Source organism: Paenibacillus sp. 1011MAR3C5 (genome assembly GCF_003591485.1).
Lineage (GTDB): Bacteria > Bacillota > Bacilli > Paenibacillales > Paenibacillaceae > Pristimantibacillus.
The window spans coordinates 556,791-576,097 of the sequence record NZ_QZCF01000002.1 but is presented as its reverse complement, the minus strand read 5'-3'; the positions used below and the strand labels follow the sequence as shown (position 1 = coordinate 576,097).

Annotated in this window: 17 protein-coding genes; 8 read left to right on the top strand and 9 right to left on the bottom strand. The window is 52.4% G+C overall.

Features of this window, described 5'->3' with window-relative positions; all coding sequences use genetic code 11:
- Nucleotides 1–94 precede the first annotated feature (94 nt).
- The 8 genes from D3P07_RS07705 (at nucleotide 95) to D3P07_RS07670 (ending at nucleotide 8,727) form a co-directional block, all read left to right on the top strand.
- Nucleotides 95–1,291, top strand: a complete 1,197-nt coding sequence (locus D3P07_RS07705) for a pyridoxal phosphate-dependent aminotransferase (RefSeq protein WP_119799604.1) — start codon at nucleotides 95–97, stop codon at nucleotides 1,289–1,291.
- A 351-nt stretch (nucleotides 1,292–1,642) separates the two neighbouring features.
- Nucleotides 1,643–2,749 carry a glutamate 5-kinase gene (gene proB / locus D3P07_RS07700; protein ID WP_119799603.1) on the top strand — a complete coding sequence of 369 codons (1,107 nt, stop codon included), beginning with the start codon at nucleotides 1,643–1,645 and terminating at the stop codon, nucleotides 2,747–2,749.
- A gap of 35 nt (nucleotides 2,750–2,784) precedes the next feature.
- A complete protein-coding gene (locus D3P07_RS07695; protein WP_310732537.1) occupies nucleotides 2,785–4,035 on the top strand; it encodes a glutamate-5-semialdehyde dehydrogenase in 1,251 nt (416 codons plus the stop codon).
- Between the two features lie 57 nt (nucleotides 4,036–4,092).
- Nucleotides 4,093–4,962, top strand: a complete 870-nt coding sequence (gene proC / locus D3P07_RS07690; RefSeq protein ID WP_119799602.1) for a pyrroline-5-carboxylate reductase — start codon at nucleotides 4,093–4,095, stop codon at nucleotides 4,960–4,962.
- A complete protein-coding gene (locus D3P07_RS07685; RefSeq protein WP_119799601.1) occupies nucleotides 4,959–6,191 on the top strand; it encodes a 2,3-diketo-5-methylthiopentyl-1-phosphate enolase in 1,233 nt (410 codons plus the stop codon). Before proC ends, D3P07_RS07685 begins: the two co-directional genes overlap by 4 nt.
- A complete protein-coding gene (locus D3P07_RS07680) occupies nucleotides 6,188–6,871 on the top strand; it encodes a 2-hydroxy-3-keto-5-methylthiopentenyl-1-phosphate phosphatase (protein ID WP_119799600.1) in 684 nt (227 codons plus the stop codon). The genes D3P07_RS07685 and D3P07_RS07680 overlap by 4 nt, the downstream gene beginning before the upstream one ends.
- Entirely contained in the window at nucleotides 6,868–7,518 is a 651-nt protein-coding gene (gene mtnB, locus D3P07_RS07675; protein ID WP_119799599.1) for a methylthioribulose 1-phosphate dehydratase, read from the top strand. Before D3P07_RS07680 ends, mtnB begins: the two co-directional genes overlap by 4 nt.
- Nucleotides 7,519–7,683: 165 nt before the next feature.
- Nucleotides 7,684–8,727, top strand: a complete 1,044-nt coding sequence (locus D3P07_RS07670) for a MerR family transcriptional regulator (protein WP_119799598.1) — start codon at nucleotides 7,684–7,686, stop codon at nucleotides 8,725–8,727.
- 90 nt (nucleotides 8,728–8,817) lie between these two features.
- Here the strand turns inward: D3P07_RS07670 and D3P07_RS07665 are convergent, their stop codons facing one another.
- The 9 genes from D3P07_RS07665 to dinG all read right to left on the bottom strand — a co-directional run bounded on the left by D3P07_RS07665 (nucleotide 8,818) and on the right by dinG (nucleotide 19,303).
- Nucleotides 8,818–9,501, bottom strand: coding sequence for a DnaD domain protein (locus D3P07_RS07665; RefSeq protein ID WP_119799597.1), 684 nt, complete (start codon nucleotides 9,499–9,501; stop codon nucleotides 8,818–8,820).
- Nucleotides 9,502–9,547: 46 nt separating this feature from the next.
- Nucleotides 9,548–10,774, bottom strand: a complete 1,227-nt coding sequence (locus D3P07_RS07660; RefSeq protein WP_119799596.1) for an acetate kinase — start codon at nucleotides 10,772–10,774, stop codon at nucleotides 9,548–9,550.
- Nucleotides 10,774–11,643, bottom strand: coding sequence for a 3-hydroxyacyl-CoA dehydrogenase family protein (locus D3P07_RS07655; protein WP_119799595.1), 870 nt, complete (start codon nucleotides 11,641–11,643; stop codon nucleotides 10,774–10,776). Before D3P07_RS07655 ends, D3P07_RS07660 begins: the two co-directional genes overlap by 1 nt.
- A gap of 116 nt (nucleotides 11,644–11,759) precedes the next feature.
- Nucleotides 11,760–13,253: an AAA family ATPase gene (locus D3P07_RS07650; RefSeq protein ID WP_119799594.1), complete on the bottom strand. Its 1,494-nt coding sequence runs from the start codon at nucleotides 13,251–13,253 to the stop codon at nucleotides 11,760–11,762.
- Entirely contained in the window at nucleotides 13,246–13,785 is a 540-nt protein-coding gene (locus D3P07_RS07645; protein WP_119799593.1) for a hypothetical protein, read from the bottom strand. Before D3P07_RS07645 ends, D3P07_RS07650 begins: the two co-directional genes overlap by 8 nt.
- A gap of 121 nt (nucleotides 13,786–13,906) precedes the next feature.
- Nucleotides 13,907–14,419 carry a hypothetical protein gene (locus tag D3P07_RS07640; protein WP_147384495.1) on the bottom strand — a complete coding sequence of 171 codons (513 nt, stop codon included), beginning with the start codon at nucleotides 14,417–14,419 and terminating at the stop codon, nucleotides 13,907–13,909.
- A 32-nt stretch (nucleotides 14,420–14,451) separates the two neighbouring features.
- The gene (locus D3P07_RS07635; protein ID WP_119799591.1) at nucleotides 14,452–15,753 is read right to left on the bottom strand and encodes an amidohydrolase; all 1,302 of its coding nucleotides are present in this window, start codon (nucleotides 15,751–15,753) and stop codon (nucleotides 14,452–14,454) included.
- Complete coding sequence (locus D3P07_RS07630; protein WP_119799590.1) at nucleotides 15,734–16,390, bottom strand: redox-sensing transcriptional repressor Rex; 657 nt, start codon at nucleotides 16,388–16,390, stop codon at nucleotides 15,734–15,736. The genes D3P07_RS07635 and D3P07_RS07630 overlap by 20 nt, the downstream gene beginning before the upstream one ends.
- Before the next feature lie 48 nt (nucleotides 16,391–16,438).
- Nucleotides 16,439–19,303, bottom strand: a complete 2,865-nt coding sequence (gene dinG / locus D3P07_RS07625) for an ATP-dependent DNA helicase DinG (RefSeq protein ID WP_119799589.1) — start codon at nucleotides 19,301–19,303, stop codon at nucleotides 16,439–16,441.
- Nucleotides 19,304–19,307: the final 4 nt, after the last annotated feature.

Sequence of the window (19,307 nt, the reverse complement as noted above, 5' to 3'; positions counted from 1 at the left end):
TCAATTCTCCTTTCATTCATGCTACATTAATGCTAATGTCTTCTCGGCAACGACTGACAAATCGCTATAGCAAGCAATTTCGGAGTGTGATGAAATGGAAGCAGGAGTAGAAAAACGGCGGATTCGGCCCGCTGCTCGCATGGAGGGTTTGCCGACGCAATTTTTCGCCAAGCTGGTAGGCAAGGCGAATGCGCAGATCGCCAAGGGCAAGGATGTCATTAATTTGGGGCAAGGCAATCCCGATCAGCCCACTCCCCCGCATATTGTAGCCAAGCTGCAAGAAGCCGCAACCAATCCGCTGTATCATAAATACCCGCCGTTCAGCGGGTTTCCTTTCCTCAAGCAAGCGGTTGCGAAACGCTACAAGGAGGATTACGGTGTAGAGCTTGATCCCGATACGGAAGTCGCCATTCTGTTCGGCGGCAAAACAGGGCTTGTCGAAATTAGCCAATGCCTGCTCAATCCGGGAGATGTCTGTCTCGTTCCCGATCCCGGTTACCCCGATTATTGGTCGGGCGTTGCGCTGGCAGGAGCGGAAATGACCTTTATGCCTCTGCTTGAGGAGAACGGCTACTTGCCTGATCTCAGCGCGATTGCGCCAGATAAAGCCGAACGCGCCCGGCTTATGTTCATGAACTATCCCAACAATCCGACGGGCGCTGTTGCGACGCCGGAATTTTACGCTGATGTGGTGGAGTTTGCGGAAACCAACGATATTGTGGTCGCCAGCGATTTTGCTTACGGCGCGATTGGATTCGACGGCAGCAAGCCGGTCAGCTTCCTGCAGACGCCTGGAGCCAAGGAAGTCGGCGTGGAATTCTATACGCTGTCGAAGACATACAACATGGCAGGCTGGCGCGTAGGCTTCGCGCTAGGCAACGCCGATGTCGTATCCATGATCAATTTGATCCAGGACCACTACTACTGCAGCCTGTTCGGAGGTATCCAGGAAGCGGCTGCCCTTGCGCTAACAGGTCCTCAGGACTGCGTGACAGCGCTGACGGCCATGTACGAGAGCAGAAGAAACGCCTTGTTCGAGGCGCTTGACCGGATCGGATGGAAGGCAGCAAAACCAGGAGGTTCCTTCTTCTGCTGGCTGCCAGTTCCGGAAGGCTTCACATCGGAGACGTTCGCAGACAAGCTGCTGCTGGAAGCCGATGTCGTCGTCGCTCCGGGTGTCGGTTTCGGCTCGCATGGCGAAGGTTATGTGCGCCTTGGTTTATTGTCCAGTGAAGAGCGCCTGGTCGAAGCGGTCGAACGGATCGGAAAACTTGGTCTTTTCACCCCGTAACCAAGCCATTATGGTGGGATGCCTTTCTTTACAGAGGCATGAGATCATGATATCCTTAATTTAGTTGAAACCAGAAACGTGATGACGGGACCAGTAAGCAGATTTGGCCTTGCCCAGAGAGTAAATTCCACCGGCTGCAAGAATTTACCTTAGGCCCTCTGCCGAAACCTACCTCCGAACGGCCGGCGACAAGCCGGACAGCGCCTCCTGTTACGAGGCTTCAAGATGGACGATGCTTATGCCTTGCGGCACATCGTCAACGAAGGTGGTACCGCGGAAGCAAAGACTTTCGTCCTTTAGAGGATGGAAGTCTTTTTTGCTGTCAGAAAACCAGTATAGGATGGGATGAATATGTCGGAGAGAATCGTGGTGAAGATCGGCAGCAGCTCGCTAACCTCAGAAGAAGGCGGATTGAATCGGGAAAGCATTTCCTTCTTCGCGTCAGAGCTCGCCTCGCGCCATCGTCAGGGAGATGCAGTCATGCTGGTGACCTCGGGTGCGGTTGCTGCAGGCTTCCGCCAGATTGGATACGCGTCCAGACCGAAGATTGTACATGAAAAGCAAGCGGCTGCGGCAGTCGGGCAGGCATTGCTGATGCAAGCCTATCAGGAGGCCCTCTCCCGTTACGGTATTATTGCAGCGCAAATCTTGCTTACGAGAGCGGATTTCTCCAATCGCCGCCGCATTCAGAACGCGCTTATGACGATCGAGGAATTGCTGAAGCAAGGCATTATTCCTATTATTAATGAAAATGACACCGTTGCGACCGACGAGCTGGTGCTCAAGTTCGGAGATAACGATAATCTGTCCGCGCTTGTTGCGGCAATGACCAAAGCTGCCAAGCTTGTCATCATTACCGATATGGACGGCCTCTACACGGAGGACCCGCGCAAAAACCCGCAAGCAACCAAAATTGAGCGCGTGGAGCAAATATCGGAAGAAATATTGAAGCTCGCAGGCGGTGCCGGCTCTTCCGTCGGAACGGGCGGCATGCGTTCCAAGATTGAAGCGGCCAGGGTTGCCATGCGCGGCGGTGTAGGCGCCTTTATCGGCAAGGTTCAGCTGGAGGGAGATCTGACTCGTGCCGTTGAAGGCATCGGACGAGGCACCTATTTCGATACGAAGCTGCACAGCCTGCCGATGAAAAAGCAATGGCTCGGATTCCACTCCATGCCGCAGGGACGAATTACGGTTGATGATGGCGCGGTGACCGCCCTGCTGATTGGCGGCAAGAGCCTCCTCCCCGCCGGAGTAACGGCAAGCGACGGGGACTTTCATCCGGGAGATGTGGTGGAGGTCGTGAATCGCCAGAATGAAGTGCTGGGCCGAGGCGTGGTCAATTATGCCGCATGGCAGCTGCAGGCTGCTGCCGGCCTTGGCTCGGAGGAGGTTGCCCGCAGAGTCGACGTTACCCGGATCGAAGTCATACACCGGGATGAATGGATTACGCTCAAATAGTACCGTATGATAAATGAACCAGGAGGGGAACTGGAATGATAAGTGAAGTGAGAGCAAAAGCAACACTGGCGCAAGAGGCCGCAGCAGCAATGAACAAGCTGACGACCGAGCAGAAAAATGCCGCATTGTCGGCGATGGCGGATGCCTTAATTGCAAGAGAAGAAGAGATTATTGCGGCGAATGCCGAAGACTTGCAGCGCGGCCGGGATAATGGCACCGGCACCTCCCTGCTCGACCGTCTTGCCTTGAACAGCGAGCGCATTGCGGGTATCGCGGAAGGGCTGCAGCAGATCGTGGAGCTTCCGGATCCAGTTGGCGAGCTGCTGGAATCGTTCCAGCGCCCGAACGGCATGAAGGTAGAGAAGCGCCGCGTTCCGCTTGGCGTGATTGGCATGATCTACGAAGCGCGTCCGAATGTTACTGTTGACGCCGCAGGCCTATGCCTCAAAACCGGCAACTGCGTCGTATTGCGCGGAGGCTCCGCTGCCCTGTCCTCCAACCGCAAAATTATAGAAATTTTGAAGGATGCCATGAGATCGACCGCCCTGCCGGTTGATGCGATCCAATTAATCGAAGACAGCGACCGCGCATCCGTCAACGAGATGCTGAAGCTGAACGGCCTGCTCGACGTCGTTATTCCGCGCGGCGGCGCTGCCCTCATCCGAAATGTAGTAGAGAACGCAACGGTACCTGTCATCGAAACCGGCGCAGGCATCTGCCATGTATTTGTAGATGATACGGCGAACATCGCTATAGCTTCCGATATTGCCTTTAATGCGAAAGTACAGCGTCCTTCTGTCTGCAACTCCATCGAAACGCTGCTTGTTCACCAGAGCATCGCAGAGGCACAATTGGCGGCGCTGGTCGAACCGATGCTCAAGGCCAATGTAGAGCTGAGAGGCTGTGAACGCTCCAAGGCACTATTGGGCGATATACGGACTGCAACCGATGAGGATTTCAGCACAGAGTACAACGATTATATTATAAATGTTAAAGTAGTAGACGGGCTTGACGAGGCACTGAGTCATATCCGCCGCCACGGAACGAAGCATTCCGAATGTATCGTGACTGAGACGGGCGAGCATGCCGATCGCTTCCTGCAGGAAGTGGATGCGGCAGCTGTCTACCATAATGTGTCTACTCGTTTTACCGACGGATTTGAGTTTGGATTTGGCGCGGAAATCGGGATTAGCACGCAAAAGCTTCATGCACGCGGTCCAATGGGCTTGCCTGCATTGACCTCTACAAAATATCGCATTACAGGCAATGGCCAAATTAGAGGCTAGCCTGATGCTTCGAAGCTAGATTTTTTACGGAAAACCTTTTTCAGGAGGAGACCAACCATGACTATACTTACGGAGACCGGTATCGCAGCTATGCGGATCTGCTTCTACGGCGCAGGTTCCATGGCAGAAGCGATTGCACGCGGCTTGATTCACGAGAAGCTTGTCGAGCCATCCAAAATCTCGATGTTGAACCGCAGCAACGAAAAACGGCTTGCGGAGCTTCATGAGCGCTACGGCGTTCAAACCGTCCTGCAAGGCTCATCCAATGATACGTATTTGCAGGAAGCGGATATTATTTTTTTAGCGATGAAGCCGAAGGATGCTGCTGAAGCGATCTCGGCTATCGCTCCCCTGCTCCATTCCAAGCCATTGATTGTGTCTGTGATTGCTGGCCTTTCCATCGCTTCGATGGAAAAGCTGCTTGGAGCGGATCAGTCAATCGTACGGACAATGCCTAATACGTCGAGCACGATTGGCCTTGGCGCAACCGGCATCAGCTATTCGTCGAAGGTTACGCCTCAGCAGCGTCTGATCAGCGAAGCGATGTTCCAGTCGATCGGCATTAACGCAGTCGTCGAAGAGTCGCTGCAGGACTCTGTGACCGGCGTATCCGGCAGCGGTCCCGCTTATGTCTACTATGTCATGGAAGCCATGATGAAAGCGGCTGAAGAGCTTGGTCTGGAGCCTGATATGGCGAAGGAGCTGGTCGTTCAGACCGTGCTGGGCGCGGCACAGATGGTGAAGCAGACCGGAGAACGCCCGGAGGAGCTGCGGCGCAAAGTCACATCCCCGAACGGCACAACGCAAGCCGCAATCGAGACGATGACGGAAGCCGGACTGCCGGAAGCGATTGTGAGAGGCATGAAGCGCTCCTCCGAGCGCGCTGCCGAGATTGGGGCTGTCATTGAAAGGAGCATTGCGGAATGAGCCAAGTATGTATTGCCACTTATCGTTCCTATGACGATAAAGCCGATTTTGATAAAAAAGCATTATCCATTGCCGTAGGATTGACCGTAGGCAGCTGGACGGAGCTGCCGGAAGCCAAAAAGGCGGAGATGGAAAAACATTTGGGCAAGGTACTGTCCGTTGAGGTACATGAGTCTGCGAACGGAGCCGCCGGCGAGCGCTACGCGGATATTCGCATTGCATACCCCGACATTAACTTCAGTCGCGATATCCCGGCCCTGCTCGTCACCGTATTCGGCAAGCTGTCAATGGACGGACGTATAAAGCTGATTGATCTGGACGTATCCGAAAATTTCGCTTCGGCCTTCCCTGGCCCGCGCTTCGGTCTAAACGGCGTACGCGAATTGCTCGGCGTCCATGACCGCCCGCTGCTGATGAGCATATTCAAATCCGTTGTCGGACATGATCTGGCTAATCTTCAGGAGCAGTTCTACAAGCAAGCGCTAGGCGGCGTAGATTTGATCAAGGATGATGAAATCCTGTTCGAGAACCCGCTAACGCCACTGGAGAAACGGGTTGAGGCTTGTATGGAAGCCGCCCGCAAGGCGCAGGAAGAGACCGGACAGAAGCTGCTATACGCGGTCAATCTGACCGGACCTACTTCCCAGTTGGCCGCGAATGCCCGTAAGGCTGTAGCAGCTGGCGCGAATGCGCTGCTGTTCAACGTCTTGTCCTACGGCTACGACGTCTTGCATGAGCTTAGCAAAGATCCCGAAATTAATGTGCCGATTGCGGCGCATCCCGCTCTCGCTGGAGCGTTCTATCCTTCGCCGCATTACGGCATTGGAGCTTCCCTGCTGCTGGGCAAGCTGATGCGGCTCGCTGGAGCGGATCTTGTGCTCTTCCCGTCTCCTTACGGCTCCGTAGTGATGCCGAAGGAAGAGAATCTGGCCGTCAAGGACGCCCTGCTTAGCCCTCTCCACGGGCTTAAGACCAGCTTCCCAGTCCCTTCCGCGGGCATTCATCCGGGACTAGTGCCGCTCATCCTGAAGGACTTCGGCAACGAAGTTGTCGTGAATGCCGGTGGAGGCATCCACGGACATCCGATGGGCACAGCCGCAGGCGGTCAAGCGTTCCGCCAGGCAATAGAAGCCGCAACCAGCGGAACTCCGTTGCGCGAAGCCGCTGAGGCGAGCGGCAACGATGCATTGAAAGCAGCCATACAAGCATGGGGGATTAAAGAAGCATGACGAAATCAGAGACATCCAAGAAACGCATCGTATTTTGCGATTTCGACGGCACGATCACGATAAACGACAACATCATTGCGATTATTAAGCATTTCAACCCGGATGGCTGGGAAAGCCTTGCCGAGCGCACCATCTCGACAGAGCTGTCGATCAAGGAGGGCGTAGGCGCCCTCTTCCGCCTCCTGCCTGCTTCCATGAAGGAAGAAGTCGTCTCCTTCGGCATTAACAATGTGCGCATTCGGGATGGCTTTGCCGAATTCATCGCCTATTGCAAGGAGCAGAACATTGATTTTTATGTGACGAGCGGCGGGATTGACTTTTTCGTATATCCTGTACTGTCGCAATTCGATATTCCGCAGGATCATATCTATTGCAACGGAAGTGACTTCTCGGACGAGCGAATCGAGATTCTGTGGCCGCATCCCTGCGACGGGCATTGCACCAACGAATGCGGCATGTGCAAAACAACGATTATGCGCCAGTTTCCGGCCGACGAATATGAACGGATTATTATCGGGGACAGCGTAACCGACTTCGAGGGAGCCAAGCTGGCGGACACCGTATACTCCCGCTCCCATCTGACGACAAAGTGCAAGGAGCTCGGATTGGCACATACCGAATTCGATACCTTTCATGACATCATCGCTGCCATGAACGAAGAAAGGAAGTCATCATTATGAGTTTTGATCACATCCGTACGGAGGACAAGCAGCGCGCTCTTGGCGAGCTGCGCGAGGTGAAGGACCTGTTCGCGTCCAGAGGCTGGTTTCCTGGCACAAGCGGCAATCTGTCTGTCCGTGTAGGCGATTATTCGCCAGAGCAATTCCAATTCGCCATCACGGCAAGCGGCAAGGACAAGACGGTTCATACGCCGGAGGATTATCTCTTCGTCGACCAGAATGGCAAAGCTTGCGAAACAACATCACTGAAGCCTTCGGCTGAAACGCTTATTCATTGCGAAATCTATCGATTGACAGGCGCTGGCGCCATTTTCCATACCCACTCCGTGTTCAATAACGTGATCTCCGAATATTTCTGGGACCGGAAATCCGTGCCGGTGGATGGCGTCGAGCTGATCAAAGGATTTAACCTATGGGAAGAAGAAAAGCATATCGATATTCCGATCGTCTCGAACTTCGCCCATATCCCATCGATCGTTCCGGAGATTACAGAGCGAATCGATCGCGAAATTCCAGGCATCCTGCTTCGCAAGCATGGGATCTATGCATGGGGAGCAAATGCCTTCGAGGCGAAGCGCCATCTGGAAGCATTCGAATTCATCTTCGAATATGTCTATCGCCTGGAGCTGCTGAAGCGCGGCGGATAGCCGAATAACATAGGAATTCAAAGATAAGCTGCCTGCAGAGTTGTATGATCCTGCATGCGGCTTTTTTGCTGCCCTCGACAATGGAATAACGCTTGACTTTAACGTTACGTCAACCTTCATAATAAGTAGATAGGTACGGTTCGGATATAGGAGGAACGTTCGGCTATGATGGTTCATGAAGCAGCGCGAATTGTTGGCGTTACGCCAAGAACGCTTCGATTTTATGAGGAAAAGGGGCTTGTCACGCCCCGCAAAACGTATGAAAACGGCTACCGTAGCTATTCGGAGGATGATCTTACTCGGCTGCGATGGATTATTTCCTTGCGCGAGCTGGGCATGTCCGTAGCTCAGATTGCCGAGGCCATCCCGCTTATCGCTGAGCCGGATCGCCTGATTCGGAAGGTGGATCAAGCCAGGGCTCAGCTTCACGAAGAGCTGACCGCCGCACTGGATGCGCTGCGGGCATTCGACGAGACGATTACTGGCTGGCAGCGTGAAGGCTTGCCGGTGCTGGAGGATGCCGAACGAGCGGCAGATCGCATTCGCCACAATCGCATGCTGCGTACGACTTGGAGTGATGAATGGAACTATGACGGGCTCGCCCGGCAATATGGCTACGAGGCGCCTCTCATCGCGCTCTCCGGGATCATTCAGCCGCAGCAGTATGATCAGGCTATTCGGAGGACGCTGGAATGGATCGATCCGGCACCGCAAGAATCCGGTCTGGAAACGGGGGCCGGCAGCGGCAATCTGACATCGCTGCTCTGCGCGGCTGGCGCGATTATCACGGCCGTCGAGCAATCCGGTGAAATGTTAAGCTTGCTGAGAGAACGGCTGCCTCTTGTGGACGTGAGGCAAGGCAACCTGTTGTCGCTGCCTCTCACGCAAACCTTCGACTTTGTCACTTGCAGCTTCGCCTTGCAACATCTGGTTGCATCTGGACAGCTGCTTGCATTAGGCGAGATGGACCGTACTTTAAAGCCAGGAGGAAGAATGGTCATTACCGGCTTGATGAAGCATGGACCGAAGAGCGAACGAATCTCATCATGCCAGAAGTCCCATGGTAAGGACAAGGATGCCATTCGACTAGCGGGATTGGTGCCGTCCATGCTGCCCCAGCTTGTTCATTGGCTGGAACAGCGAAGCTACTCGGTTGTGACAGAGCAGCTCGATGACCAGATTTCCATTCTTTATGCCGCAAAGCAATAATCCCTCAATTCACACAAAGAAACCATGCGAATAGGCATGGTTTCTTTGTGTTCACATCTATGAAGCTATCCTTATCTCCTAAAACCCGGATCAGGCTCTGCCGCCATGGAACTTGCCCGCATGGGCTCTGGCTTCATCCGCATTCGTAATCCGATTGCGGCTCCATTCAATCAAGATACGATCTATGTATCGGAGACTGAGCTTGCCCGCGAATACAGCTTCCTTCAAGGCAAATAATACAATTTCCTCGGAATAGCGGTCCTGGTCCAGCCAGCTGACAATCGTCTCACATTCCATTGGCGATAGCAGTCTGCCGAATTCCTGCTCGAATACTGTAAACAAATTGGATGCAGGAGCGCCCTTTTCCATCTCGATCGGCTGCTTGTCCGCCTTCTTCGATTGACGCTTCGACGTCGCCCGCCACTCGGAAGCTTTCATCAGCCATCCGCTCCAGTTATAGCGCTCGCTGCGCAACCCCGTGACATCATCGATGTAATCATCGATCGCTAGAAATCCGTCCTTCATCAATCGGCCAAGCAATGTGCCGATCTGACGGACATTAACGCCCATTCTATCCGCAAGCTCCTCCGGTGTCGGGAAGTCATTCCGCTCAGCTTGTCCATACAGCATGATCTGCATCAGCAGCATAGCCTCCGAATCAGATAACCCGATACGGCTGTAGCTTTGAAGGAGGAGGCTGGGGATATGGACTCCCCCTTCGCCAATCGCGGCTGCAATGCCATGCGTGTAGGCTTTCCATAGCTCGTCGTTCATGCCCAGCCTCTCCTCTCTAGTAATCGTTGATGATTGTCTTGCCAAATTATTGTACAGGATGATTGCTATGACTTAATCCTTTTACAATGGAATTCGTGTCGCGTGCAATCAGCAGCTCCTCGTTTGTCGGTACAACAAGCACCTTGACTCGCGAATCCGGTGTCGAGATTTCTCTTGCTTCCTTACTGCGAAGGCGGTTTTTCTCCTTGTCAAGCTTAATGCCAAGGAAAGTAATGCCTTCGCATACCGCCTCCCGCACATCCGGTGCATTCTCCCCCACTCCCGCAGTAAAGAGGAGAACATCAATTCCGTTCATGGCTGCTGCATAGGCGCCAATATACTTACGAAGTCTATACGTATACATATCAAAAGCGAGCTTTGCGTTTTTGTCGCCATCATGCATCGCTTCCGTTACTTCGCGCATATCGCTGCTAATGCCCGATATAGCAAGCATGCCGCTATGCTTGTTCAGCATGGAATTGGCTTCGTTCAGCGTAAGCTCTTCCTTGTTCATGACGAACGGAACAATAGCAGGGTCGATATCGCCGCTGCGCGTCCCCATCATCAATCCCTCCAGCGGCGTCATGCCCATGCTTGTATCAAACGACTTACCATCCAGAATAGCCGCGCAGCTCGCACCATTGCCAATATGGCATGTGACCATTTTCAGCGATTCAAGCGGTTTGTTCAAGAAACGGGCCGCCTTGTCGCTTACATAGGCATGCGATGTGCCATGGAAGCCGTATCTGCGAATCTTGTGTCTGCGGTACAGAACCGTAGGGATTGGGTACAAATACGAGGTTTGCGGCATTGTCTGATGAAAGGCTGTGTCGAATACCACGACCTGCGGCACCTCCGGCATGACGGCCTCTACTGCTGTAATCCCCATCATATGAGCTGGATTGTGAAGCGGAGCAAGGTCGAACAAGCGGCGAATCTCCAGCTTCACTTCCTGCGTGACAAGCACAGAGCCCTTGAACACTTCTCCTCCATGCACGACGCGGTGACCGACGGCATCAATCTCGGTCATCGATCCGATAACGCCATGCTCTTTGTGCGTGATCATATCAATCACACGTTTAACGGCTGTTACATGATCCAGAATCTCGCTCACATCGCGCACTTCCGGCTTCCCCGTCGGCTCATGGGTAACGATGGACGAATCCATGCCGATGCGCTCCACGCGTCCGCTTGCCAGCACTGTTTCGTTCAACATTTCGTATAGCTGGTACTTCAGCGAAGAGCTGCCAGCATTAATAACCAATACTTTCATTAGATCCGATCCCCATCCATGTCATAGTTGAAGAAGCCGACGCCTGTCTTGGCTCCAAGATGTCCGGCGCGTACCATCTTCTTAAGTACGATGGAGGGGCGGTATTTCAACTCCCCATATTCGCGGAACATGCGTTCAAGCGCAGCCAGAACGGAGTCGAGACCGAATCGGTCCGCCATCTCGAACGGTCCATGCTGGAACGAGTAGCCGATGCGCATCGCATTATCGATATCCTCAGCGGACGCCACGCCTTCCTCCAGTACGTGCAGCGCCTCATTAATGAACAAGCAGATCAGGCGAGACGTCACAAAGCCAGGCGACTCGAACACCATGATCCCTTTCATTTGAAGAACCTCTTCGACAAAATGCTTCGTACGGGCATACGTATCGTCCGATGTCTTCAGTCCCAGGACGATCTCCACCAGATCGATTTTTGAAACAGGGTATATAAAATGAAGACCGATTACGCGGTTCGGCACTTTCGTAACGCTGGCCAGCTCTGTCAAGCTGAGTGTAGACGTGTTGCTTGCCAGAATTACCTTCTCTCCGCAGATTGCGTCGAGCTTCTTGAACACTTCTTTTTTGGCATCCAAATCCTCCGATATCGTCTCGATGATAAGCTCACAGCCCGCAAGCTCCTCATAGGTCGATGCCGATTGGATTCTGGATAGGATAAGCTTCTTCTCCGCTCCTGTCAGAGCCCATTTCTCAATTTGCTTATCCAAGCTGATTTCAATTATTTGTAATCCATAGGCGAGTCGCTCATTCGTACGCTCGATTACAATTACATCAAGTCCTTTCGCGGCCAACATCTCCGCGATGCCCTGACCCATCGTGCCTAAGCCGATTACTCCAACCTTTTTTATCATTGATGCAATTGCTCCCTCTTGATAGTTTCCCCCTTATTATAACGTAATTCGACCAAAAAAGAAGACGGACAGGGAGTCCGCCTTAAATTTGTAATATTGTAGACAATTTTATGAATTTATGCCGCTGCCGACTGCGACAGCAATACCCGGAATGAGTCGCCGTCGAGTGATTCCTCCCGAAGCAGCGTAGCCAACGAATCCGTAAAGACTTGACGGCGTTCCTCCAGCTGTTTTTTGGTTTTCTCCATCAAATCATCCAGAATGCTTTTGGTCACATCCGCCCACTTGTCAGGTGTCATCATAGAAGCATCGATGATGCCGAGCGGCGTGAGACCGGATTCCACAAGCGTCTTAACGATGCTTACCGCTTGATCGAAATCGCCGCGCGAGCCCGTGCTGCGCTCGCCATAAAACATCTCTTCCGCTGCCGCACCTCCAAGTGTAATCATAATCTGACCGTGCAGGAAAGGCGTCGTGTACAGATATTGATCCTTCTGAGGCTGATGACGCACATAGCCGAGCGCGCCTCCGCGAGGCGACAGCGCAACCTGGGACACGCTGCCTGGCCGTACAATCTCCGCTATAATGGCATGTCCAAGCTCATGAAGCGCAACACGCTCGCGCTCTTCCTTCGACGTCTCGCGATCGGTCTTCTCTCCCAGCATGACTTTGTCAATCGCCATCGTCAGATGGCGTTCTCCAATGGTAGCATGGTCTTCGCGCATCGCATAGATCGCAGCCTCATTCATAACCGCCTCCAGCTGTGCGCCAGAGAAGCTATAGGTCTGCTCCGCAATGCTCTCCATGTTCACCGATTCTTCAATCGGCTTATTGGCCGCGTGAATGTTCAGAATATGAAGCCTGCCCTTCTTGTCCGGCAGCTCAACGCCGATATGACGGTCGAAGCGGCCCGGACGGAGCAAGGCGCTGTCCAGCATCTCCTTGCGGTTCGTCGCCGCAATCATAAGAATACGCGGAGATTCATTCGCATGAATGCCATCCATCTCCGTCAGAAGCTGGTTTAGCGTCTGGTCGTACTCGCGCTGCTGTCCGCCATCGCGCTTGCCGCCAATGACCTCGATCTCATCAATAAAGATAACGGCGCTGCTTTTGCCTTCCTTCTTCGCTTTCGTACGAGCTTCCTTGAACAGATCACGGACGCGGCCTGCCCCAACGCCGACATACATCTCGACAAACTCACTGCCTGAAGCGGCCAGATAGATCGAATCCGTATATTGCGCTGCTGCCTTGGCCAGCAGCGTCTTGCCCGTTCCCGGAGGGCCGGACATGAGGATGCCCTTCAGAGGTCGAATGCCCAGCTTGGCAATCTGTTCCTTCTTCACCAGAAAATCGAGTGCTTCAATCAACTCGCCTTTGGCGCGCTCCTGTCCGCCAATCTGCTCAAAGGTAAAGGAAGGCGACTTCACTTCACTTCTAGACTTGCCATTCGAAAGCGCCGTGAGCTTGCCGCGGCCTTTTGCCATAAAAAACAGGGCTCCGCCGACCGCCGCCAAGAATAGGAACGGCAACACGTTAACCCCCATAAAAAGCAAAAATACGATAAGAACGGGTACAAATCCGATGGCTAGCTCCAATCCATACTTACGCATTAGGCCACACCCCCATTTGGTTTGGCGTTCTTGGCAAGACGATATATTTGGCGCCTTCTGCGTTTTTGATCGTTACATATACATTGGTTCCGTCCATATCAGTTACGGTCTCTACACCGTCATGTCCAGATGCGACACGTTCCATCGTTTTTGGAATATCGGAATAGGTTTTCGTCTCCATCGCTTGTGCGATATCGAACATCGCTTCCTGCCAGATCGCATTAAGCAATGCATCTTCTTCGTCCTGAATCACAATATCCAGCTTGCGCTTCCCTGCCAATGCTTTGCCTTGCTCCGTTACGGATGTGTAGACATCCTTCAAGCTTGCCTCATCGGACAGCTCGACCGATACGCTAACTTTATCCTGCTCAATAACCGGTTTGTCCGCTTTGGCGACCCCCGGTACATTGACAACGGCATCCGTTAAAGGAGAAGCTACCGCGACCTGCTTGTACAGCATCCAGCCGCCAAAAAGTGCTGCAGCGGATATCACAACGGTTATGGCGATAGGCATCATTCGAGGCTTTCTCATAACAATATCCCTCCAGTACTGAGTATATATAAATGTTATTATTTATCTATCACATTTGCTATACGTTAGTATATCATAATTATATACATGATGCTTGCTGTAAAAACAGGAAACGGGACCATTACGGTCCCGTTTTTGTTGGCAATGTATAGGTTTCAATCAGCGTCGCCTGTTGATCAAAACTGTAAAATTGGTATTTGAAGCGTTCCTTGTCGCCTTCCGGCTCCTTATAATACACTTCCCACACCGGCTGCTCCCGGAATAAGCCAGGGCTTACACGAATGATGGTTGAGCCGGCATGCTCATTCAGCCATCTTATTCTAAGCTGCTCTTCCGGCAAGACTTGATCAGCCGCAATCCGATGCAGCAGAGCACTCTCTTCGTTCAGAAAGACGTATAGCTCTGACTCCGACTCCGCTTCCGCCGAGCCGCGGGCGACCCATGTCGTCGCTTCCCACACATGCTTGTACAGCTTATCAATTACGTCCATTTCTCCTGTAGCCATAACGGCTTCACGCATGCTGCTTTCCTCTGACCATTTAGGCATTTGTACATCACGGAAATAAAAACCGAACCATACCCCTAGCGCAATCAAACAGGCAAGTACAGCCAACAGCCATCGTTTCGGCGTCATAAACGGCGGCTTTTTCCTTTCGACCGCTCTCATTAGCCGTTCAGTAGCCGCTCGAAGCTTGCGGCTGCCTCGTATCTGATCTTTTCCTCATCCATAAAAGTACAGGCGCCGTTGCGCACAACCTGACGGCCATCCACCCACACATGCTTGACATCACAGCCCGTTCCGGCGTACACAAGGTGCGAGACGATATCCGTAAGCGGATAGAAATGCGGCTGATCCAAATCGATAGCAATGAAGTCGGCCTTGTAGCCGGCTTTCAGCTGGCCGACAGAATCTCCCTGCCAGATAGCATGCGCTCCGTACGTCGTACCCAGCTTAAGCGCCTCCCAGGCTGGGATTGCTGTCGGATCGCCGGATATTCCCTTGTGCAGCAGGGCGGAAAAACGAATTTCCTCGAACAAATCCAGATTATTGTTACTTGCGACACTATCCGTGCCGAGGGATACCTTTACGCCTGCTTTCATCAGTTCCGGAACCCGTGCAATGCCAGAAGCCAGCTTCAAGTTGCTCACAGGATTATGCGAGACGGACACGCCTCTAACTGCCAGCAAGGCGATTTCCTCGTCGGTCAGATGAACCGCGTGCGCGACGAGCGAAGGACGCGAGAAAAATCCCAAACGATCCAGATGCTCTACCGGACGAGCGCCATATTCACGGACATTCTGCTCTACTTCCGCAATTGTCTCGGACATATGAGTGTGAAGCGGCAGATCAAGCTCGTGAGCAGCCTCCACAAATTTCTCAATATAAGCGGGAGGGCAAGTATAAGGCGCATGCGGCGACAGCATAGTCGAGATTCTGCCATTTGCTTTGCCGTTCCATTCTTTCGCGAATGTAATGGCATCTTTCAGCTTTGCCTTCTGCTCTTCATCTGAGCAGAGGCCGATTACACCCCGTGTCAAGATGCCGCGGATGCCGGCCTGCTCAACCATTGCCGCAACCTGATCCATACGGTCATACATATCGACGAATGCGGTTGTGCCCGTACGCAGCATCTCTACTATCGCAAGCGCGCTTCCCGCTCTCGTGTCAGCATCGACGTATTTGGCCTCCATGGGCCACATCTTCTGCTCCAGCCACACTTGCAGCTTCTGATCGTCTGAGTAGCCCCTTAGCAGCGTCATAGCCGCATGTCCGTGCGTATTGACTAATCCAGGCATGAACGCCAGCCTGCTGCCATCCAGCTTCTCAGCTTCGGGCGACAGGTCTGTGGGCGGCTCAGCGCCAATGTATGTAATTACACCGTCCGTTACCACCATATGTCCTTTAACCGTTTTCGCAGCATCATCCATCGTAACGAACAAGCCATTCTCAATCCATAGCTGTGTCATCGCTTACGTCTCCTTCATGATTCAAATAATAAGCAAGGCTCAATAATTCCCTAGTGAAATCGGCATTATGAATACGCACATCATCCGGCACCCGAAGAATGGCAGGGGCAAAATTCAAGATGCCCTCCACACCTGCCGCAATAAATTGATTGGCAACATTCTGCGCTTCATGAGCGGGTACGGTTATGATGCCGATTCGTATGTTTTGTTCGGCTACGACACGCTCCAGCTCGCTCATTGGCTCTACGACCAAATTGTTAATACTGGACCCGATCTTCTCGGGATGAACATCAAATACGGCAGTAATTTGCATATTGTCCTTGGAGTACTTGTTGTAATTGCACAAGGCATGCCCAAGGTTGCCCGCTCCAACCAGCGCAACTTTAATCGTTTGATTAAGCTTTAAAATTTGTCTGATCTTCTCAATCAGATACATGACATCGTATCCGATGCCCTTGCGTCCGAATTCGCCGAAATAGGCCAAATCCTTACGAATTTGAGCTGGATTAAGGTCAAGCTTGACCCCCAGCTCCTGCGAGGACACCGTTTGGATCTCCCGAATATGCAGCTCATTAAGCACTTGCAGATAAATCGGAAGACGTCTGACGACCGCCTCCGATATTTTTGCGGACTTCATGGGAACCAACTCCTTATTAATGAGCGTTGTATGGGCTAAAGCTAATGTTCAGTCTCCAGTTGCCGATTGGGTAAGCCATTGCTGCATGCGGGGAACCATCTGATTCGTATGCATCGTCTCAATCTTAGGTCCCGGCAAAGAGTACAGAAAGTGCTTGCCATAATAAGTGTCGATCACTCTCGTATCATAGATGATGACAATTCCTTTGTCATGGGCAGTACGGACTAACCGTCCGAAGCCTTGCTTGAACCGGATAACCGCTTGCGGAATCGAGAGCTTCATGAACGGATTTTGCTTCTGCCGTTGAAGCAGCTCGGACTTGGCTTCTACCAGCGGATGATTAGGCGGCTGGAACGGCAGACGGACAATGGCCAGGCAGACAAGTCCCTCGCCGGGAATGTCTACCCCTTCCCAGAAGCTGCTGGTGCCAAGCAAGACCGATTCCGGCTGCTGCAAAAATCTGCGGGTCAGCTTTGTCCGGTTGCTGCTGTCAATCCCTTGGCCAAGCAGTTGAATGCCCGCTTCATCCAGCTTCAGCTTCAGTGGATCATATACTTGCTTCAGCATCTTGTAGGATGTGAATAGAACAAGCATTCTTCCTTTGGTTTCCACTGCGGCGTCAGCGAGCGAGCCAATCAGCTTATCGAGGTAAGCATCGTCTACCGAAGCTCCCTTGAGTACAGGAAAATCCCGCGGTATAACGACCAGCGCTTGCTCCCGGTAATTGAACGGGGATGGAAGCTGTACCGTTTTCAGCTTGCCTTGCTTCTCATAGCCTTCCAATCCCAGCTGCTCTTCTGCGTAATGGAAGTTCTTTTGTACCGTCAAGGTGGCAGAGGTCATGACAATGCTGTCCTTCGCGTCAAAAAAATATTTCTGCAATTGACTGCTGACATCGACAGGCGCAGCGTAGAGCTGCAGAGAGCGATGGCGGTAAGCCGTACTCGCCTCCAGCCAGTACACATACTGGGCATCCTCCAGCTTCGATATGAGGCGTAGCTCGTCTTTGACTCGTGCAAGGTCTCGAAGCGCACCGTTCAGATCCGTCAACGATGCCTGTATGGACAAATCATCTGCACGGTCCTTAATATCGTTCATCATCTTTTCAGCTGTCTTAATTACTCGCGATAGTTCGACATGGACGTTATTTTCTACAGCCAGCACTTCTTCCCAGCCGGATGGCAGCTTGCCGGAACTAAGCCGCTTCACCAACGCGCCATTGTCGCTTACGCTGTCTGTCGCCGTTGAAGCGAATGCATAAAACATTTCGAACAGCTTATCCCAATGCTCCTTAATTTCCTGAAAAACCGGAATCATCGTATCAATCGTCTCCGTCCAGGCAGGTACATGGTCATCGCCTTCCTGCTGAAGCCGAAGCCGCAACGTCGGAAGCAATCCGGAACGATTGTCCCGGTATAGCCTTACCATCGCTTGTACAAGCGTGAAATAATGCACATTCATACCCAAATGCTTGCCGGCTACTTCCTCGACATGATGCGCTTCATCAATTATTAGATGGTTGTAGGTTGGAAGCAGACGATGGTCGGCTTGCACATCGGTGAACAGCATCGAATGGTTCGTAATGCACACATCAGCCAAATTGGACTCCTGCTTCGCTCGATGGTAATAGCATCGCTTGAACCACGGGCAAGCCCGGTTCAGGCACGAGTCAGCATCGCTGGCTACCGTTGACCAGAAATCAGCGCCTCTGCTGCCGAAATTCAGTTCTTCCTGATCGCCTGTCTCCGTCTCCCCGAGCCAAACCACCATTTGGGCAGCCGTAATGGGATCTTCGATCGGAGCGACCATATCCTGAGCGTTCAGTTTCCCTTCAAATTTCCGCAAGCACAAATAGTTGCCCCTGCCCTTGAATATGGAAGCTTTGAACGGAAACGGAAGCACTTCGGAGAGCAACGGCAGATCCCGCTGGCGCAGCTGCTCCTGTAGGTTGATCGTATGGGTGCTGACTACGATTTTGCTTTTGCTTTGCAAACTGTAATACAAAGCAGGTATGAGATAGCCTAGCGATTTGCCTGTACCTGTCCCCGCTTCAATAAGCAGATGTTTGTCTTGCGTAAGCGCTTCATATACCTCGCGGAACATGATAACCTGAGATTCCCGATCTTCATACCGCTCGAATTTGTTCTGGAATCTGGATTTCACCTCCGCCAGATAATCCTCGAACGACATGCCGTCCAGAGCTTCTTCACCTGAAGGATCGTCTTCTCTTGGCGGCTTTTCCTCGCTCCATTCTTTGGCCTTAAGCGCGAATTGACGGTAGAAGTCATAATCGCCCATATCGAATACGGTTTCCTGCTCAATCCGCTTTTCATTCCATTTCAAGAACCAGTGCAGATCCTTGCTTTCGTCGATTAACGCAGAGAGCCGCTGCATGGTAAGCAGCGGCATAGAACGCAATTTGTTGACCGTCTCAATAAAGATACGGGCAGTCGCCATCGCATCGCTGTCGGCTTGATGATGCTGATGATTATCAATGCCGAATTGCTCGGCGACAGCGCCAAGCTGATACGTTGTAATACTTGGATAGAAAATGCGCAGCAGCTCAATTGTATCCAATCTTCTGCCCGTGAAGGGCATGTACCCGCACCGGTCAAGCGCATGGTTCAAGAAGCCGGCGTCAAAGCCGACATTATGCGCGACCAGTACGGCGTCATCCAACAGCGGAATAAGCTGCAGCAGCACCTCGTTCAGCTCTGGCGCATCCTTGACCATATCTTCTGTAATGCCAGTCAATCCCGTAATAAAAGCTGGAATGGGAATTCTCGGCTTAACAAACGAGCTATAGGTTTTGACGATGTCGAGCTCATCGGAGACAATGACAAGTCCAACTTGCAGAATATCGTCTTCCGCGCTATGTCCGGTCGTCTCCAAATCCAGTACAGCATAATTCATTGAT

Coding starts and splice junctions, on each gene's coding strand:
- D3P07_RS07695 (WP_310732537.1), top strand. CDS start 2,785: ATGATAAGTGAAGTGAGAGCAAAAGCAACACTGGCGCAAGAGGCCGCA.
- D3P07_RS07670 (WP_119799598.1), top strand. CDS start 7,684: ATGATGGTTCATGAAGCAGCGCGAATTGTTGGCGTTACGCCAAGAACG.
- D3P07_RS07655 (WP_119799595.1), bottom strand. CDS start 11,643: ATGATAAAAAAGGTTGGAGTAATCGGCTTAGGCACGATGGGTCAGGGC.
- D3P07_RS07650 (WP_119799594.1), bottom strand. CDS start 13,253: ATGCGTAAGTATGGATTGGAGCTAGCCATCGGATTTGTACCCGTTCTT.
- D3P07_RS07660 (WP_119799596.1), bottom strand. CDS start 10,774: ATGAAAGTATTGGTTATTAATGCTGGCAGCTCTTCGCTGAAGTACCAG.
- mtnB (WP_119799599.1), top strand. CDS start 6,868: ATGAGTTTTGATCACATCCGTACGGAGGACAAGCAGCGCGCTCTTGGC.
- D3P07_RS07640 (WP_147384495.1), bottom strand. CDS start 14,419: ATGACGCCGAAACGATGGCTGTTGGCTGTACTTGCCTGTTTGATTGCG.
- D3P07_RS07685 (WP_119799601.1), top strand. CDS start 4,959: ATGAGCCAAGTATGTATTGCCACTTATCGTTCCTATGACGATAAAGCC.
- D3P07_RS07630 (WP_119799590.1), bottom strand. CDS start 16,390: ATGAAGTCCGCAAAAATATCGGAGGCGGTCGTCAGACGTCTTCCGATT.
- D3P07_RS07645 (WP_119799593.1), bottom strand. CDS start 13,785: ATGAGAAAGCCTCGAATGATGCCTATCGCCATAACCGTTGTGATATCC.
- dinG (WP_119799589.1), bottom strand. CDS start 19,303: ATGAATTATGCTGTACTGGATTTGGAGACGACCGGACATAGCGCGGAA.
- D3P07_RS07665 (WP_119799597.1), bottom strand. CDS start 9,501: ATGAACGACGAGCTATGGAAAGCCTACACGCATGGCATTGCAGCCGCG.
- D3P07_RS07680 (WP_119799600.1), top strand. CDS start 6,188: ATGACGAAATCAGAGACATCCAAGAAACGCATCGTATTTTGCGATTTC.
- proB (WP_119799603.1), top strand. CDS start 1,643: ATGTCGGAGAGAATCGTGGTGAAGATCGGCAGCAGCTCGCTAACCTCA.
- proC (WP_119799602.1), top strand. CDS start 4,093: ATGACTATACTTACGGAGACCGGTATCGCAGCTATGCGGATCTGCTTC.
- D3P07_RS07705 (WP_119799604.1), top strand. CDS start 95: ATGGAAGCAGGAGTAGAAAAACGGCGGATTCGGCCCGCTGCTCGCATG.
- D3P07_RS07635 (WP_119799591.1), bottom strand. CDS start 15,753: ATGACACAGCTATGGATTGAGAATGGCTTGTTCGTTACGATGGATGAT.